The 15,279-nt window shown below is 69.1% G+C and carries 16 protein-coding genes; 10 read left to right on the top strand and 6 right to left on the bottom strand.

Features of this window, described 5'->3' with window-relative positions; translation table 11 throughout:
• The 4 genes from L687_RS29850 (at position 1) to L687_RS29835 (ending at position 3,503) form a co-directional block, all read left to right on the top strand.
• A complete protein-coding gene (locus L687_RS29850) occupies positions 1-534 on the top strand; it encodes a putative immunity protein (RefSeq protein ID WP_031207156.1) in 534 nt (177 codons plus the stop codon).
• Between the two features lie 72 nt (positions 535-606).
• Positions 607-1,284 (top strand): response regulator transcription factor, encoded by a 678-nt coding sequence (locus tag L687_RS29845; protein WP_021199465.1) that lies wholly within the window; start codon positions 607-609, stop codon positions 1,282-1,284.
• Positions 1,277-2,593, top strand: coding sequence for a sensor histidine kinase (locus L687_RS29840; RefSeq protein ID WP_031207154.1), 1,317 nt, complete (start codon positions 1,277-1,279; stop codon positions 2,591-2,593). Before L687_RS29845 ends, L687_RS29840 begins: the two co-directional genes overlap by 8 nt.
• Positions 2,594-2,672: 79 nt before the next feature.
• Positions 2,673-3,503, top strand: a complete 831-nt coding sequence (locus L687_RS29835) for a hypothetical protein (protein ID WP_021199463.1) — start codon at positions 2,673-2,675, stop codon at positions 3,501-3,503.
• A gap of 58 nt (positions 3,504-3,561) precedes the next feature.
• Here L687_RS29835 and L687_RS29830 read toward each other — a convergent pair whose 3' ends face one another.
• Positions 3,562-4,203, bottom strand: coding sequence for a bifunctional 4-hydroxy-2-oxoglutarate aldolase/2-dehydro-3-deoxy-phosphogluconate aldolase (locus tag L687_RS29830; RefSeq protein WP_021199462.1), 642 nt, complete (start codon positions 4,201-4,203; stop codon positions 3,562-3,564).
• Positions 4,197-5,339, bottom strand: a complete 1,143-nt coding sequence (gene dgoD, locus L687_RS29825; RefSeq protein WP_021199461.1) for a galactonate dehydratase — start codon at positions 5,337-5,339, stop codon at positions 4,197-4,199. Before dgoD ends, L687_RS29830 begins: the two co-directional genes overlap by 7 nt.
• A gap of 151 nt (positions 5,340-5,490) precedes the next feature.
• On the opposite strand from dgoD, the gene L687_RS29820 reads away from it, so the two are divergent.
• Genes L687_RS29820 through L687_RS29810 form a run of 3 tightly spaced genes read left to right on the top strand, consistent with a single transcriptional unit; the run spans position 5,491 to position 7,723 of the window.
• Positions 5,491-6,261: an SDR family NAD(P)-dependent oxidoreductase gene (locus L687_RS29820; RefSeq protein WP_021199460.1), complete on the top strand. Its 771-nt coding sequence runs from the start codon at positions 5,491-5,493 to the stop codon at positions 6,259-6,261.
• Entirely contained in the window at positions 6,261-6,944 is a 684-nt protein-coding gene (locus L687_RS29815; protein ID WP_021199459.1) for a FadR/GntR family transcriptional regulator, read from the top strand. The genes L687_RS29820 and L687_RS29815 overlap by 1 nt, the downstream gene beginning before the upstream one ends.
• Positions 6,941-7,723, top strand: coding sequence for a hypothetical protein (locus L687_RS29810; RefSeq protein ID WP_021199458.1), 783 nt, complete (start codon positions 6,941-6,943; stop codon positions 7,721-7,723). Before L687_RS29815 ends, L687_RS29810 begins: the two co-directional genes overlap by 4 nt.
• A 50-nt stretch (positions 7,724-7,773) precedes the next feature.
• Here L687_RS29810 and L687_RS29805 read toward each other — a convergent pair whose 3' ends face one another.
• From L687_RS29805 to L687_RS29795, 3 genes are all read right to left on the bottom strand, one after another.
• Positions 7,774-8,793 (bottom strand): ABC transporter permease, encoded by a 1,020-nt coding sequence (locus L687_RS29805; protein ID WP_046398922.1) that lies wholly within the window; start codon positions 8,791-8,793, stop codon positions 7,774-7,776.
• 29 nt (positions 8,794-8,822) lie between these two features.
• The gene (locus tag L687_RS29800; protein WP_021199456.1) at positions 8,823-10,322 is read right to left on the bottom strand and encodes a sugar ABC transporter ATP-binding protein; all 1,500 of its coding nucleotides are present in this window, start codon (positions 10,320-10,322) and stop codon (positions 8,823-8,825) included.
• Between the two features lie 75 nt (positions 10,323-10,397).
• Complete coding sequence (locus tag L687_RS29795; RefSeq protein WP_021199455.1) at positions 10,398-11,435, bottom strand: substrate-binding domain-containing protein; 1,038 nt, start codon at positions 11,433-11,435, stop codon at positions 10,398-10,400.
• Positions 11,436-11,637: 202 nt separating this feature from the next.
• Here L687_RS29795 and L687_RS29790 point away from each other — a divergent pair, with 202 nt between their 5' ends.
• From L687_RS29790 to L687_RS29780, 3 genes are read left to right on the top strand one after another with little or no spacing between them, the layout of a single operon-like run.
• Positions 11,638-13,374 (top strand): IlvD/Edd family dehydratase, encoded by a 1,737-nt coding sequence (locus L687_RS29790; protein WP_031207145.1) that lies wholly within the window; start codon positions 11,638-11,640, stop codon positions 13,372-13,374.
• Between the two features lie 24 nt (positions 13,375-13,398).
• On the top strand, positions 13,399-14,334 hold the full coding sequence (locus L687_RS29785; RefSeq protein WP_021199453.1) for a dihydrodipicolinate synthase family protein: 936 nt from the start codon (positions 13,399-13,401) through the stop codon (positions 14,332-14,334).
• Positions 14,331-14,558, top strand: coding sequence for an RNA-binding S4 domain-containing protein (locus tag L687_RS29780; RefSeq protein ID WP_021199452.1), 228 nt, complete (start codon positions 14,331-14,333; stop codon positions 14,556-14,558). The genes L687_RS29785 and L687_RS29780 overlap by 4 nt, the downstream gene beginning before the upstream one ends.
• A 57-nt stretch (positions 14,559-14,615) precedes the next feature.
• On the opposite strand, the gene L687_RS29775 is transcribed toward L687_RS29780, so the two are convergent.
• Positions 14,616-15,209 (bottom strand): hypothetical protein, encoded by a 594-nt coding sequence (locus tag L687_RS29775; protein WP_021199451.1) that lies wholly within the window; start codon positions 15,207-15,209, stop codon positions 14,616-14,618.
• Positions 15,210-15,279 lie beyond the last annotated feature (70 nt).

The raw sequence follows: 15,279 nt of genomic DNA, 5'->3' as shown, positions 1-15,279 counted from the left end.
ATGACGACCCCACAGGGCATGACCGACGCAGACCGCCGCACCGTCGCGGTGTGGGCCGCTGACTGCGCAGAGCGGGTGCTGCCCTTGTTCGAGGCCGAGGCGCCCGACGACGCTCGGGCCCGGGACGCCATCGCCAGGGCACGGGCGTTCGCGCGGGACGAGCTCACGGCTGCGGGCGAGATCCGTCGACGTTTCGTCGCCGGCCGGGCTGCCCACAGCGCCACATCGCCCGCCGGAGTCGCCGCAGCCCGCTCGGCAGCCCAGGCCGCAGGAGTCGCACACATGGGCGCGCACGCGCTCGGAGCAGCCGCCTACGCCGCGAAGGCCGTCGAGCTGGCCCACCCGAATGCTCGCGGAGCACGTGTCGAAGAGGTGCGATGGCAGCTCCGCATGCTCTCCGTCGACGCCGCCACCGCACTCAGACGCCTGCCGCCCCTCGGCACCGACTCCGCCGGCCCGCTCGGCCCCGGGCTGCTCGACTCCGGCACCCTCGGCGAAGTGATCCGTGAGATCCAGGCTGCTCTCGCCGACTGACTTCTTCGAGTCGGAGTATGGCGAGGCGACCGCTTCAGCCCGGATTCAGCGTGGAGCCACCACACTGGAGGGATGCGGATCCTGGTGGTGGACGACGAGGTGCGTCTCGCCGAGGGCGTACGCCGCGGCCTCGAGGCCGAGGGCTTCGCCGTCGACGTGGCGCACAACGGCGTCGACGGACTCTGGCGCGCACGCGAGACACGGTACGACGCGATCGTGCTCGACCTCATGATGCCCGGCATGAGCGGCTGGAAGGTGTGCGAGGCGCTTCGGGCCGAGGAGAACTGGACGCCCGTGCTGATGCTCACGGCGAAGGACGGCGAGTGGGATCAGGTGGAGGCGCTCGAGACCGGCGCCGACGACTACGTCACCAAGCCGTTCTCGTTCGCGATCCTCGTCGCACGCCTGCGGGCCCTCGTGCGCCGCGGTGCCGTCGCCCGTCCGGCCGTTCTGGAAGCCGGCGATCTCCGACTCGACCCCGCCGCGCACCGCGTCTGGCGCGGGGAGACGCCCGTGACCCTGACCGCACGGGAGTTCTCGGTGCTCGAGTACCTCATGCGTCATCGCGGCCAGGTGCTGTCGAAGCGGGCTCTCATCGACGGCGTCTGGGACGACGACTTCGACGGCGACCCCAACATCGTCGAGGTCTACGTCGGACACCTGCGCCGCAAGCTCGACAAGCCCTTCGGACGCGAGGCCATCGAGACCATCCGCGGTGCGGGCTACCGGCTGGCGGCGAACGGTGGCTAGCCGCGGCTGGCGCTCGGTGCGCGGCAGGACCACGCTCGGAGCGACCGTCGTCGTGGCCGTCGCACTCCTCATCGGCGCCTTCTCGTTCTACGGCGTCCTCAGCGCCAGCATCCACGACAGCACCGAACGCGCCGCGGAGCAGCGGCTCAGCGAGCTCGCCGAACGTGCCGGTGGGCCGGGCGGCAAGGGCGTGGACGCGCTCGACGACGAGATCCTGCAGATCCTCGGTCCGGACGGGTCGGTACGCGCGGCGAGCGAGGAGGCTCGCGACAAGCTGGGTTCGACGCCGCTCCCCGCCGATGACGACCCGCAGACGACCACCGTCGACGGCGACACCGTCGTAGTGGTCTCGGAAGACATCGACGGCGATCAGACGCTGGTGCTCGCCGTCTCGATGGATGACGATGCCGAGACCCTCGCGACGGTCGCGACGCTGCTCGCCGTCGCGGTCCCCCTGCTGCTGCTGCTCGTGGCCGTGACCACCTGGCTCGTGGTCGGTCGCGCGCTCCGCCCGGTCGAGCGCATCCGCGAAGAGGTCGACGGCATCACCGCCGAGCGCCTGCACCAGCGGGTGCCGGTGCCGGAGACCGCGGATGAGATCGCCGCACTCGCGACCACCATGAACGGCATGCTCGACCGACTCGACGCGGCGGCCACCGCGCAACGGCGCTTCGTCTCGGATGCCTCGCACGAACTGCGATCCCCGCTCGCGACGATCCGTCAACACGCCGAGCTCGCCCAGGCCCACCCCGACGTGACGAGCATCGGCGAACTCGCCGAGGTCGTGTCGGAGGAAGGGCTGCGTCTGCAGGGGATCGTCGAATCGCTGCTGCTGCTCGCCCGTCTCGACGAGGGCGCGAGCACGCTGGACGAAGCGGTCGACCTCGACGACATCGCGCTCAGGGAAGTGCGTCGGCTCCGCGCAGCGGGGATCGACGTCGACGGCTCGGGCATCCACGCCGCGCGCGTGCACGGCGACCCGCGGCTGCTCGGCCAACTGATGCGCAACCTCGCCGACAACGCTGCGCGCCACAGCCGAGGACGCATCGCGATCGGGGTGATCCCGTCCGACGGCCACGTGTTCGTCACGGTCGAGGACGACGGCACCGGGGTGCCGGCCGAGGAACGCGACCGCATCTTCGAGCGCTTCGTGCGCCTCGACGAAGCCCGCAGCCGCGACGCCGGAGGCAGCGGACTGGGGCTCGCGATCGCCCGCGGCATCGCCACCCGCAGTCGGGGAACCCTCACGGTCGACGACTCCCGCTGGGGCGGCGCACGCTTCGTCCTCGCCCTCCCCCTCAGCACCTGACCGGCCGGAAGTCCGGTTCCTGAAGAGGTCTTCAGGACGCTTCAGGGAGGCTTCAGCGCCTGCGCGGCACCATCGAGACATGGACGACAAGACACCCACTCCCGACCAGACGCCGACTCCCGACCAGACCGCACAGGGCACCCCGGATGCGCAGACCGTACCGGTGACCCCGACTCCGGATGCGGCTGCTACGGCAGCAGGTTCCGGGCAGCACCCGACGTTCCCCACCGCCGAGCCCGCTCCCGCGGCTCCCGCGCCGAAGCCCGGGCGCAAGCGCGCACTGCTCATCGGCGGGGGCATCGCGGCAGCCGTGGTCCTGGCGGGCGGCGGCATCGCGGTCGGTGCCGCGATCGGCGACGAGTTCGGCGACGACGACCGCTCCTCCATGTCCGACGGTCCCCGCCACGACGACGCGGATGACCACGCCCCGCGTGAGGGCAACCGCGGCGACGACCGCGGCGACGCCCCCTCGAACGGCCGCGGCCCGGTGACAGGCATCGGCACGGCATCCGCCGACGAACTCATCACGATCGCGGATGCCGCACGCGGAGCCGCCGACGGCGAGGTCACCTCGATCGATGCGAAGCGCGACGGTACGTGGGAGGTGCAGCTCACGACGACCGCGGGCGATGAGACCGAGGTCCGTGTCGACAAGGACCTCGCCGCATCCGTCATCTCGACCGATGTGGCCGACGGCGATGACACCGGCCCCGCGCTCACGCTCGACGACGAGACGATCCGCGCCCTCGTCTCGGCGGCACTCGCCGAGGCCGAAGGCATGATCACCGACCTCGATGTCGACGGCGACGACGTGAGCCCCTACGACGCCTCCGTCCTCACGTCGGACAACCGTTCGATCGACATCGACTTCGGCGTCGACTTCGCGGTCGTCGGAACCGACACCGACTGAGCCGAGCCGGCCGGGCCGATTAGCAGCACCCTCGTTTCGCCGGGGGTGCTGTCGTCGTTCAGGGCGTGGCCTCGCGCACCGCGGCGAGCGCGGCCTCGGCTCGTACCCGGAGACCTTTCAGGTCGCCGCTCGCGACGGCATCACCAAGCAGGGGCGACCCCATCCCGACGGCGAGCGCACCTGTGGCCAGATAGTCGGCGATGTCGTCGATGCGGACACCCCCGGTGGGGATCAGCGGGATGTCGTCGAGCGGCGCGCGCACCTCGCGGATGAAGCGCACACCCCCGAGGACGCCGGCCGGGAAGACCTTCACGGCCGTGGCACCGGCGGTCCACGCCGTCTCGATCTCGGTCGGGGTGGCAGCGCCGGGGTACCAACGCATACCCGCTTCCTGCGCGGCGAGCCCGACCGGCAGCGAGACCGTTGGGGTGACGATGAAGGATGCTCCGGCGTCGGCGGCCTGGCGCACGTGCTCGACGGTGCGCACCGTTCCCATGCCCACCTCGGTCGCGCCCGCAGCGATGAGATCCGCCACGACCCCTGCGGCACCGGGAGTGTTGGTCGTCACCTCGAGCACGGACACCCCGGCTTCGAGGAGCGTGTCGCACGCTGCGCGGAGGTGCACCCCGGTGCGGTCTCGCACGATCGCCACGATCCGGGTGCTGCGGACGCGGTCGCCGGGTTCGAGTCTGGTCACCATTCGGCGAAGCTCCCATCATCGTGACGCCACAACGGCGAGCGCCAGAGTCCCACACCGGCAGCCCTGCGTACGGCGGCCTCGTCGACCTCGATGCCCAGGCCCGGACGCATCGGACGCTCGAACCAGCCTTCCTTCACCGTGAGCGGTTCGGGGTCGATGAGGTAGTCGAGCAGGTCGGCACCCTCGTTGTAGTGGACGCCGAGACTGGATTCCTGCAGCACCGCGTTCGGGCTGGCGATGTCGACCTGGAGGCAGGCGGCCAGGGCGATCGGTCCGAGCGGAGAGTGCGGTGCGAGCCCCACCCCGTGCAGCTCTGCGAGCGCGGCGATGCGTCGGGTCTCGGAGATGCCACCGGCGTGTGAGACATCGGGCTGGGCGAGCGCGATACCGGCTTCGAGCGCCGACCGGAAGTCCCACCGTGAGTACAGGCGCTCTCCGGTCGCGATCGCCACCGACGTGCCGCCGCACAGCCCGTCGAGGCGGTAGGTGAGTTCGGGGACGAGCGGCTCTTCGAGGAACAGCGGTGCGACGTGGGCCTCGAGCGCCCGGCACATGGTCTTTGCGACGCTGACCGACCACCGACCGTGTGCGTCGATCGCGACATCGCCACCATCCATCGCCGCCGTGGCTGACTCGACGCGGTCGACCACGCCCTGCACGGCGGCTCGCGACTCGAGGTGGCGCATCCGACCGGAGGCGTTCATCTTGACAGCGGTGTAGCCCTCGGCGGCGCGGGCGGCCGCCTGCGCGGCGACCTCGGCCGGATCGTCTCCGCCGACCCACACGTAGGCCCTGATCCGGTCGCGGACCGGTCCGCCCAGCAGGTCGTACACCGGCACGCCCAGCGCTTTGCCGCGGATGTCCCACAGCGCCTGGTCGATGCCGGAGATCGCGGAGGAGCGCTCAGGACCGCCGCGGTAGAAGCCGCCGCGGGTCATCGTCTGCCACAGATCTTCGATGCGGGTCGGGTCGGAACCGATGAGGATCTCGGACAGGGAATCGACCGCCGCAGCCACGACGTCTGCGCTTCCCTCCACGATAGGCTCGCCCCAACCGACCACTCCGTCGTCGGTCTCCACGCGAAGGAACTGCCAGCGCGGGGCCACGCTGAACGTCTCGATCCGACTGATGCGCATCCGGCTCCCTCGCTGAGATGTCTCCGGCGCCGGGCAATCGACGCGAGATAATACTATTATCATAGTATGCGCACCGACGGGTGTCGGCGATGCGAGGAAGCAGAGGGTTGAGCATGACGACAGTGGCACCTTCCCGAGAAGGGGCGGCGGCATGAACGGTGCCGATCTTCTCCGAGGAGAAGTGATCCTCGTCACCGGGGGCGCCCAGGGCATCGGCAACGCCGTCGTCCGCACCGCACGCGAGCAGGGAGCGACCGTGTCGTTCTGCGACCTCGACCCCGCACGCGTCGAAGCCGCGGTCGCCGCCCTCGCCGCAGACGGCCTCGACGTGCACGGCACCGTCGCCGACGTGACCGACGAAGCCGCAGTCGCCCACTGGGTGGAGGAGGCGACGACGGCCCTCGGCGCACCGAGCGGTCTCGTGAACAACGCCGGCCGCAACGCCTACAGCGACCCCACGACCATGAGCGTCGCCGAATGGGACGACTTCTTCGACCTCGACCTGAAGGCGTCCTGGCTGTGTGCGCGGGCTGTCCTTCCGGTCATGCTCACCGCCGAGCACGGATCCATCGTCTCGATCTCCAGCATCCACTCCAAGATGACCATGGCGGGGATGTTCCCCTACGCCGCAGCCAAGGCGGGGCAGCTGGGGTTCACCCGCTCGCTCGCCCTCGACGTCGCCGGTCGGGGCGTCCGCGTGAACGCCGTCTCCCCCGGACTCGTCTGGACCCCTCTCTCCGAGACCCACTTCGCCGAGCGTCCGGAAGAGCTCGCCGCCACGCTCGCGGTCCAGCCGACCGGGCGTCCGGCGCAGCCGTCGGAGATCGCGGCCGTCGTGTGCTTCCTGCTCTCGAGAGCCGCGTCCTACGTCAACGGCGCCGACTGGGCCGTCGACGGCGCCTACAGCGCGAGGTTCGCGTGATGGCCGCCCGGCGCGGGCTGCACGGCGTGCTCGTCGACGACCTCGGCCGCCGCATCGTGCACCATGAGATCGCCCCCGGCGCGCAACTGCCGCTCGATGAGCTCGGCGAGCAGTACGGGGTGTCGCGCACAGTGGTCAGGGAGACCATGCGCGTGCTCGAGGCGAAGGGGCTCATCGTCGCTCGACAGAACGTCGGCACGCGCGTGCTCGCCGATGACGCCTGGCACGCCCTCGACGTCGACGTGCTCCGCTGGCGACTCTCCGGACCGGACGCCAAGGATGCCAGGCAGGATCTGCTGGAGCTGCGCTCGGCCGTGGAACCGACGGCCTCTCGACTTGCGGCCCTTCGCCGCAATGACGCGACCGCCGAACGTCTCGTCGCCGCCTCTCAACGGATGCGCGATGCGCTCGAGCCGGAAGATGTCGACGCCTTCACGGCCGCAGATGTCGACTTCCACGCGACGCTGTTCGAAGCGGCGGGCAACCCCCTGATCGCCGAGTTGCTCTCGCTGGTCGGCGCGGCACTCGACGACCGCATCCAGGTGGTCGCGAGTCACGGCATCTCGGCCGTCGCCGTCGATCTGCACTGCGAGCTCGCCGCAGCCGTCGCCGCGGGCGATGCCGACCAGGCCGCCCGCACCGCCGGCGACCTCATCGTCCGCTCCTACGAAGACTCTCTGTGACCGCACTCTCGTTCGGCGCCATCGACCTGGCGGACGGTGCGAGAGCGAACAGCCTGCGCGGCGCCGAGGAGTGGCTGCACCAGCCGGTCGGTGAGCGCACGCCCACGGACTTCACCGCCACCTCGCTGGGCGGCTGGGACGAGATGCTGCCGACCATCGACGCCTGCCGCGTCCCGCGAGGCAACGGCTTCGAGGAGTGGGGCGATCACGGCGAAGCCTGGAACCGGCGCTGGGCGGGCGACGGCGGATCGCACGCGGTCGAGGTCGACGGCATGACGCTTCGCCGACGCATCCACCACGACTCCACAGGTGCGCGCCTCGACTACTCCCTCACGTCCGACGAGGTGCGCCCGGTGCAGTGGGCCGCGCATCCGCAGTTCATCTGGACCCCGGGCACGATCATCGAACTCGGTGCGGCGGCTCCATGGCGGCGCGTCTATCCGACGGACATGACACGGGTCATCGAGGCGGACAACGACCCGGCAGCGCTCCTCGACTCGCTCGCCGGAGCGAAGTGGTGGTCGACCACCCCGATCGATCGCATCGTGCTGCGTCGACCCGACCGAACCGGTCTGCGCGTCAGCTGGGATGCAGAGTCCCTCCCCTGCGTCGCCCTCTGGATCGACCCCGGCACCTTCGCCTCCGCGCCGGTGATCGCGATCGAGCCGGCGCTGACGCCGTACGACTCTCTCGCAGATGCCGTCGAGGCAGGCGCGGCGCCGACTGTCGGCCCCGGTCGGCCGCTCTCCTGGTGGTTGCATCTGGAGGAGATCGGCTGATCTCCCGAAGCCGTGGTGCGGAGCAGACTCGCCGCCCCGCACCACGCGCATCATCCGGGGATGCCGATGCGCCGCTCGCCGGAGCGGAGCTGCTGGATCACGACCGCGATCACGAGCAGTGCGCCCTGGGCGACGTTCTGCCAGAACGTGTTCACCCCGAGCAGGGTCATGCCGTTGGTCAGCACGCCGAGGAGCACGACCGCGAGAATCGTCCCGGCGATGGTTCCCTTGCCGCCCTTCAGCGCCGCGCCACCGAGCGCCGCGGCCGTGATGGCCTGCAGCTCGAGCCCCTCGGAACCGGAGATCGGCTGCCCCGATCCCGTGCGCGCGGTGATGAGGATGCCGGCTACCGCGGCGATCGCCCCGGTGACCATGTAGACGCCGATGATGTAGCGGTTGATGTTGATGCCGGCCAGGCGGGAGGCGATGTTGTTGCCGCCGACAGCGTAGATGTTCCGGCCGATCGAGGTGTACCGCAGCACGATGTGCGCGAGCACCGCGACGATCACGAGCACCCAGATGAGGGTCGGGATGCCGATGATCGCCCCTCGCGCCAGGAAGATGAAGAACGGGTCGGCGCCCGTGTAGCCCTGCGCACGTCCGTCGGAGAGCAGCTGCGAGATCCCCTTGAAGGCCGCGAGCGTCGCCAGTGTCGCGATCACCGGGTTCACCCGGCCGAACACGATGATGCAGCCGTTGATCAGACCGCACAGCACGCCGATGGCGACGGCGCCGACCACCCCGATCGCGGGTCCTGCGACGGTGAAGATCATCGCCGAGGTGACGGAGGTGAGACCGGCGATCGACCCGACCGAGATGTCGAGCGCGCCGAGGATGATCACGATGGTCTGCACCACGGCGAGCAGACCCATGATCGAGATCGCCGTTCCGATGACCTTGAGGTTCTGCACCCCGAAGAACAATGGGTTCTGGATGCCGATGATCGCGACGACGACGGCGATCGCGAGGATGAGGGAGAGGTTCTGCACACCGATCGCGGCGATGACGCGCCGGACCGGTGAGAGGGGCTGCGTCTCCACTGATGTGGTGTTCGCGGCGGTGGTGGTCACGGTCGATGTTTCCTTTCGGGAATCGATGCTCATGCGGCGGCCTCTTCGTCCATCGCGAGCGCCAGGATGTTCTCTTCAGTGGCCTCGGCGCGCGACAGCTCACCGCTGATGCGCCCGCCCGCCATGACGTAGATGCGGTCGGAGACGCCCAGGATCTCGGGGAGCTCGCTGGAGACGACGATCACTGCGACGCCTTCGTGGGCGAGGCGGTCGATGATCGCGTAGATCTCGGACTTCGCTCCGACGTCGATGCCACGGGTGGGCTCGTCGAGGAGGAGCAGCTTGGGCTTGGTCGCCAGCCAGCGCGCCAGCACCACCTTCTGCTGATTGCCGCCGGAGAGCTTCCCGACGAGCTGATCGGTGGAGGGCGTGCGGATGCGAAGCGCATCCACGTACTCCTGCGCGAGCGCGCGCTCGGCGCGATCCTTCACGAAGATCCAGCGCGAGAGTTGACGGAGCACGACGAGCGCCGCATTGTCCCGCACCGAACGTTCGAGCAGCAGGGCCTCGGCCTTGCGCTCCTCGGGTGCGAATCCGATGCCGGCCCTGATGCTGTCGGCGGGCTGGCGGATGCGACGGCGCTTGCCCTGCACGCGGATCTCGCCCGAGTGCACGACGAAGTCGCCCGCGATCGTCTTCATCAACTCGCTGCGTCCCGCACCGACCAGCCCCGCTATGCCCACCACCTCGCCCTCACGGACGGTGAGGGAGATGTCGCTGACGTGCTGATTGGAGACGCCGGCGAGTTCGAGGACGACATCGCCGAGGGCTGCGGGCTCGCGGTGGAAGAACTGGGTGAGGTCACGCCCCACCATCATCCGCACGAGTTCGTCGTGGTCGGTCTCGCCGACCAGCTTCGTGCCGACGAACGCGCCGTCACGCAGGACGGTGATCCGGTCGGCGAGCTGGAAGATCTCGCCCATCCGATGCGAGACGTAGGCGATCGCGACGCCCTCGCTCTGCAGCTTCTTGATCAGCGCGAACAGCAGCGACACCTCCTCGTCACCGAGGGACGATGTGGGCTCGTCGAAGCACATGATCTTCGGGCGCGTGATCACCGCGCGCATGATCTCCACGATCTGCCGCTGTGCCGGCGAGAGCTCCGATCCGAGCGTCTCCGCCTTGATCACACGATGGAAACCCCAGCGGGTCAGCTCTTCGCGCGCCCGCTTCAGCACGTCGCCACGACGATACGCGAGACCGCCGAGAGCGCCGACGTAGATGTTCTCGGCGACCGAGACCCACGGGATGATCTCCGGTTCCTGCGCGATGACGCGCAGACCGGCAGCACGCGCATCGGCCGGATCCGAGAAGTGCACGGCTTCTCCGTCGATGCGCAGCTCGCCCTCGTCGGGGCGGTAGTCCCCGTTGAGGATCTTCAGGAGCGTCGACTTGCCCGCCCCGTTCTCGCCCATCAGCGCGGTGACCTCACCAGCGCGCAGTTCCAGCTCGACGCCGCGGAGGGCCCGCACGACGCCGAAGTTCTTCGCGACACCAACGGCCTGCAAAACGATCGACTCTTCCGACACTTCCTCATCACCTTTCTGTCGTCACGGTCATGACGCGGGGGCGATCCGTCGGATCGCCCCCATGTGTTCAGACGATCAGGTGCAGACCACGCCCTTCGCCTCCCAGTTGCTCGCGTCGACGATCTCCGTGTTCGCGACCGTCTTGGGAGGAAGCTCGGTTCCGTCGCGCAGCAGCGCGATCATCGAGCCGACGGCCGCCTTGCCGACCTCGACGCCGGAGATGAACAGTGCCGACTTGTTGCCGGTCTCCTGTCCGGCATTCCAGTCCTTGCAGGTCAGGTAGGCGCCGAGTCCGACGCCGGCGATGTCGGTGGATGCGACGCCCGAGTTCTGCAGCGCCGTCACGACGCCGGTCTCGTTCTCGTCGTTGCAGCCCCAGACGACCCAGTGCTTGACGCCGGCGTTCGCCGTGATCACGGCTCCGGCCTTGTCCTGGGCGTCGGTGGCCGAGTTGTCGGTGCCGATGTCGATGACCTCAGGACCGTCGGGGACGGCGTCGGCGAAGGCGGAAGCGGCACCCTCGATCCGCTCGACGCAGTTCGGCTGGTCCTGGCGGTAGGCCGAGAGGATGCGGGTGTCGGCTGCCGTCCATCCGGCCTCCTGGTACAGGCGTGCGGCTTCAGCGCCGACCTTCTCGCCCATCGATGCGCCGTCGAACCCGGTGAACGCGGCGGCGACACCGGCAGCGTCCTCGATCGGGTCGTCGGCCGCCATGATCGGGATGCCGGCCTCGTTCGCGAGCTGGATCACCTGCGGGCCGATCTTCCCGTCGGGAACGACGATGATGATGCCGTCGACCTGCTGCGCGATGGCGGCCTCCACCTCGGAGATCGCCTTGTTGGCATCGGTGCCCAGATCGACGACGTTGATCGTGACATCGCCGGCATCTTTCGCCGCGTCCTTCGCGCCGGTGGCCTCGTCGATGAAGTACTGCTGGTCGCCCTGCTTCTGCAACAGGGCGATCGTGAGCGTGCCGTCCTTGGTTCCGCCCGAATCTGCGGGTCCGGCCGTCTCCTGGCCGGAGGAACAGGCGGCGAGCGCCGCGATGGTGAATGCCGTGACCCCGACGGCGGCGAGCCGGAACCAAGTGGGGCGAGCTGCATGCTGCTTCATCAGCGATCCTTATCTTCTTCGATACTCCGGCGGCTGTGCCGGGGGATGTGATCCGCTCTCGGGCGGGTAAACATATAATATGCCTAATCAACGACAACGCAACGAATGTTGCGTTTTCGAGATTCCCGATGGCGCCAGGCACACGCCAGCACCCCGACATCGATCAATGGAGAACGACTGTGCGGCCGAGACGAGTGACAGCATGAACGCCGAGAACATCGGACGCAGCCCGCTGCGGTCTCGATCCTGGCTGGGCGAGAGGGGCAAGAACGGCTTCATCGCTCGCCATCATCTCCGACAGTCCGGCCTGTCCGGCCGGCAATTCGACGGGCGCCCTGTCATCGGTATCGCGAACACCTGGTCGGAGCTCACGCCCTGCAACATCCACCTGAAGGGGCTCGCCGACGCGGCCCGCCGCGGCATCCAGCAGGCAGGCGGCACGGCACTCGAGTTTCCCGTGCTCTCGCTCGGCGAATCGTTCATGCGCCCGTCGTCGATGATCTACCGCAACATGATGGCGATGGAGCTCGAAGAGCTCTGCCGCGCGAACCCCCTCGACGCCGTCGTGGTCCTCACCGGCTGCGACAAGACGACCCCGGCAGCCCTGATGGCCCTCGCGAGCGTCGACATCCCCTCGATCGTGCTCACCGGCGGCCCGATGCTGAACGGCCGGTTCCGCGGGCGCCCGGTAGGCAGCGGCACCGACATCTGGCGGATGACCGAGGCGCTGCGAGCAGGCGACGTGACCCAGGAGGAGTTCACCGAGTTCGAGAGCTGCCTGAACCGCTCCGCCGGCCACTGCATGACCATGGGCACGGCCTCGACGATGGCGAGCATCACCGAGGCGCTGGGGATGCAGCTGCCCGGTGGCGCCGCCCTTCCCGCCGTCGACTCGCGGCGGCTGGTCCTCGCCGAGGACACCGGAGCCCGCGCCGTCGAACTCGCCCTCGAAGGCCTGCGTCCCTCGATGATCATGACCCGGGAGGCGATCGAGAACGCCCTCGTCGTCAACGCCGCGTGCGGCGGATCGACGAACGCCGTGCTGCACCTGCTGGCCATCGCCGGACGGCTCGGGGTGCCGCTCTCGCTCGACGACATCGACGAGTTCAGCCACGCCATCCCACTGCTGGTCGACCTCATGCCGAGCGGGCGATTCCTGATGGAGGAGTTCGCGTACGCCGGCGGGGTCCCCGCCTTGATGAAGGAGCTCGGCGACCTGCTCCACACCGGCGCGCCTTCGGTGACGGGTCGGACCCTGGGCGAGAACGTCGCCTCGGCCCGCAACGACGACCCCGAGGTCATCCGTCCACTGTCGAACCCTGTACAGCCCGCGGGGTCGGGCACCGCCGTGCTGCGCGGCAACCTCGCGCCCGACGGCGCCGTGATCAAGGTGAGCGCCGCCGAGCCGCACCTTCTCGACCACACGGGCCCGGCACTCGTCTTCGACGACCTCGAGTCATACCTCGCCGTGGCCGGAGACCCCGACCTCGACGTCACCGCCGACACCGTGCTCGTCGTGCGCGGCTGCGGCCCCCGCGGCTACCCCGGCATGCCCGAGGTCGGCAACCTTCCCCTCCCGAAGAAACTGCTCGACCAGGGAGTGGGCGATCTCGTGCGGATCTCGGATGCGCGCATGAGCGGCACGGCATACGGCGCGTGCGTGCTGCACGTCGCGCCGGAGTCGGCAGCCGGCGGTCCGCTCGCACTGATCCGCACCGGAGACCTCGTGCGGCTGGATGTCGCAGGGAGATCGATCGACATGCTCGTCGACGACGCCGAGCTCGAGCGGCGGCGTGCCGAGCTTCCGGCTCCGGTGGTCGCGAGCACACGCGGCTGGACCCGGCTCTACGCCGACCACGTGCTCCAGGCCGATCAGGGCGTCGACCTCGACTTCCTCGTCGGCTCCAGCGGCGACGAGCCCTCGCGCAGCCCGTTCTGACCCACCCGAAGGAGTCCCGCCGTGATGAACACACGCATCGAGGGCGTCTGCCCCGTCGTCGAAACGCCATTCACCAACGATGGGCGGATCGACGTCGAGTCGCTCCGCCACCTCGTGCGCTCGCTTGCGGATGCGGGAGTGCGAAGCGTGATGTACCCCGGCTTCGCGAGCGAGTTCTACAAGCTGACCGACCTCGAGCGCGATGAACTCACCGGGGCACTCCTCGACGAGGCGCACCGGCACGGCATCGTCGTGGTGGTCTCGGTGCCCGACCACGCCACTGTGGTCGCAGTGGAGCGTGCTCGCCGCGCCGTCGAGCAGGGCGCCGACATGATCAACATCCTTCCGCCCCACACCCAGAGCCCCAGTCGCACGGCCGTTCGCGCGCATATCGGTGCGATCCTCGACACGACCGGATCGACCCCGGCGATCCTCCAATACGCTCCGGCTCAGACAGGCACGGCGCTCGATGCGGCCGTCATCGCCGAGCTGGCAGCAGCCCACCCGAACCTCGTGCAAGTGAAGGTGGAATCCGTTCCACCCGGCCAGCTCATCTCGGCGCTGCGCGAGGCGGCCCCCGGTCTCTCCTGCCTCGTCGGCTACGCCGGCGTCCAGCTCATCGATGCGCTGCGCCGCGGGGCGGTCGGTGTGCAACCCGGTTCGTCGTTCCCCGAGATCTACCTCGCCATCTGCGACGCATGGGAGAACGGTGATCGCCAGCGGGCGGCGGCACTGCACGCGCGGCTCCTCCCTTACATCTCGTATTGGATGCAGTCGGTCGAACTCATCATCGCGGCGGAGAAGGAGATCTCCGCACAGCGCGGCCTCCTTCGATCGGCGACCTGCCGCGCGCCCTCGCGCGAGCTCGACAGCGAGGAGCAGGAGATGATCACCCGCTTCCTGGTCGACTTCGACGAGTTCCTCCGGCCCGCGCCTCGTGCGATTAGCATTCAAGGATGACGAACTCCGCACCGATCGACGACATCTCCATCGGCGGTGAGGTGATCCGCCTCGGGCAGTTCCTCAAATTCGCCGGCCTCCTCGATTCCGGCGGCGACGCCAAAGAGGTGATCATCGACGGATACGTCACCGTGAACGGCGAGGTCGATCGCCGACGCGGGCGTCAGCTGCGCGACGGCGACCTGGTGACCTTCGAGGGACGCACGGTCCGCGTCCGCCCCTGACCGAACAGCGAAATGCGGTGGATTCCGAAGAACCCACCGCACGTGTCAGCGGCCGATTCAGCCGATGACGGTGTTCGTGTCGCTGATCTGCGACATCGGACCCGAGAGGTCCTGATAGACGTAGGCGCGGGTCTGCAGAGTGGTTCCGGGGGCGACGTCACCGACCTCGGCCGTGATGACCGCCGTGCCGGTCTCGCCCGGCTCCAGCTCGCCGAAGGAGGCGAAGACATGGCTGCTGCTGACGATTGGCTCGCCGAGGGACGATTCGGCACCGGTCACGGTCAGACCGTAGGCCGTCGGGATCGCCGTGGAGATCAGGCGAGTGAAGCTGGAGCGGTTGGTCGCGGTGACCGTGATGCGCACCTTCTCTCCGGCCTGGACCACATCGACGTTGTCGTCGAGAGTGACCTTCGCGGCCGATCCGAAGGTCTGCTCGGACTCCTGGCCCAGCGTGCCGTCGGCAAGTCGCACCCAGCCGATTCCCGCCTGGCCGACGCTCGTGTCATCGCTCGGCGCGAAGGGGTAGTTCACGGCTCCGTAGTTGTCGACCTGGGCTTCGGCAGCGTTGGCGGCCGGTGCGCCGATGAGCGCGACACCCGCGGCCACGGCGATGGTGATGCCGGTAGCGGCGATTCGGTTCTTCAGTTTCATGGTGTTCCTCCGGTTGATGTCCGGCCAGGATCCGGCCGGCAACATTCAACATTTCACTGCCGTGATGGAG

The organism is Microbacterium maritypicum MF109 (genome assembly GCF_000455825.1).
In the GTDB taxonomy this organism is placed as follows: Bacteria; Actinomycetota; Actinomycetes; order Actinomycetales; family Microbacteriaceae; genus Microbacterium; species Microbacterium maritypicum_A.
Note: the sequence above shows the minus strand (reverse complement) of the source record. Positions and strands in the feature narration are given on the sequence as shown.

What these genes read in the sequence shown, in the direction of transcription:
- L687_RS29830 (WP_021199462.1), bottom strand. Translation starts at nt 4,203, where the DNA reads ATGGTGACCAGACTCGAACCCGGCGACCGCGTCCGCAGCACCCGGATC.
- dgoD (WP_021199461.1), bottom strand. Translation starts at nt 5,339, where the DNA reads ATGCGCATCAGTCGGATCGAGACGTTCAGCGTGGCCCCGCGCTGGCAG.
- L687_RS29835 (WP_021199463.1), top strand. Translation starts at nt 2,673, where the DNA reads ATGGACGACAAGACACCCACTCCCGACCAGACGCCGACTCCCGACCAG.
- L687_RS29850 (WP_031207156.1), top strand. Translation starts at nt 1, where the DNA reads ATGACGACCCCACAGGGCATGACCGACGCAGACCGCCGCACCGTCGCG.
- L687_RS29780 (WP_021199452.1), top strand. Translation starts at nt 14,331, where the DNA reads ATGACGAACTCCGCACCGATCGACGACATCTCCATCGGCGGTGAGGTG.
- L687_RS29795 (WP_021199455.1), bottom strand. Translation starts at nt 11,435, where the DNA reads ATGAAGCAGCATGCAGCTCGCCCCACTTGGTTCCGGCTCGCCGCCGTC.
- L687_RS29775 (WP_021199451.1), bottom strand. Translation starts at nt 15,209, where the DNA reads ATGAAACTGAAGAACCGAATCGCCGCTACCGGCATCACCATCGCCGTG.
- L687_RS29815 (WP_021199459.1), top strand. Translation starts at nt 6,261, where the DNA reads ATGGCCGCCCGGCGCGGGCTGCACGGCGTGCTCGTCGACGACCTCGGC.
- L687_RS29820 (WP_021199460.1), top strand. Translation starts at nt 5,491, where the DNA reads ATGAACGGTGCCGATCTTCTCCGAGGAGAAGTGATCCTCGTCACCGGG.
- L687_RS29845 (WP_021199465.1), top strand. Translation starts at nt 607, where the DNA reads ATGCGGATCCTGGTGGTGGACGACGAGGTGCGTCTCGCCGAGGGCGTA.
- L687_RS29785 (WP_021199453.1), top strand. Translation starts at nt 13,399, where the DNA reads ATGAACACACGCATCGAGGGCGTCTGCCCCGTCGTCGAAACGCCATTC.
- L687_RS29790 (WP_031207145.1), top strand. Translation starts at nt 11,638, where the DNA reads ATGAACGCCGAGAACATCGGACGCAGCCCGCTGCGGTCTCGATCCTGG.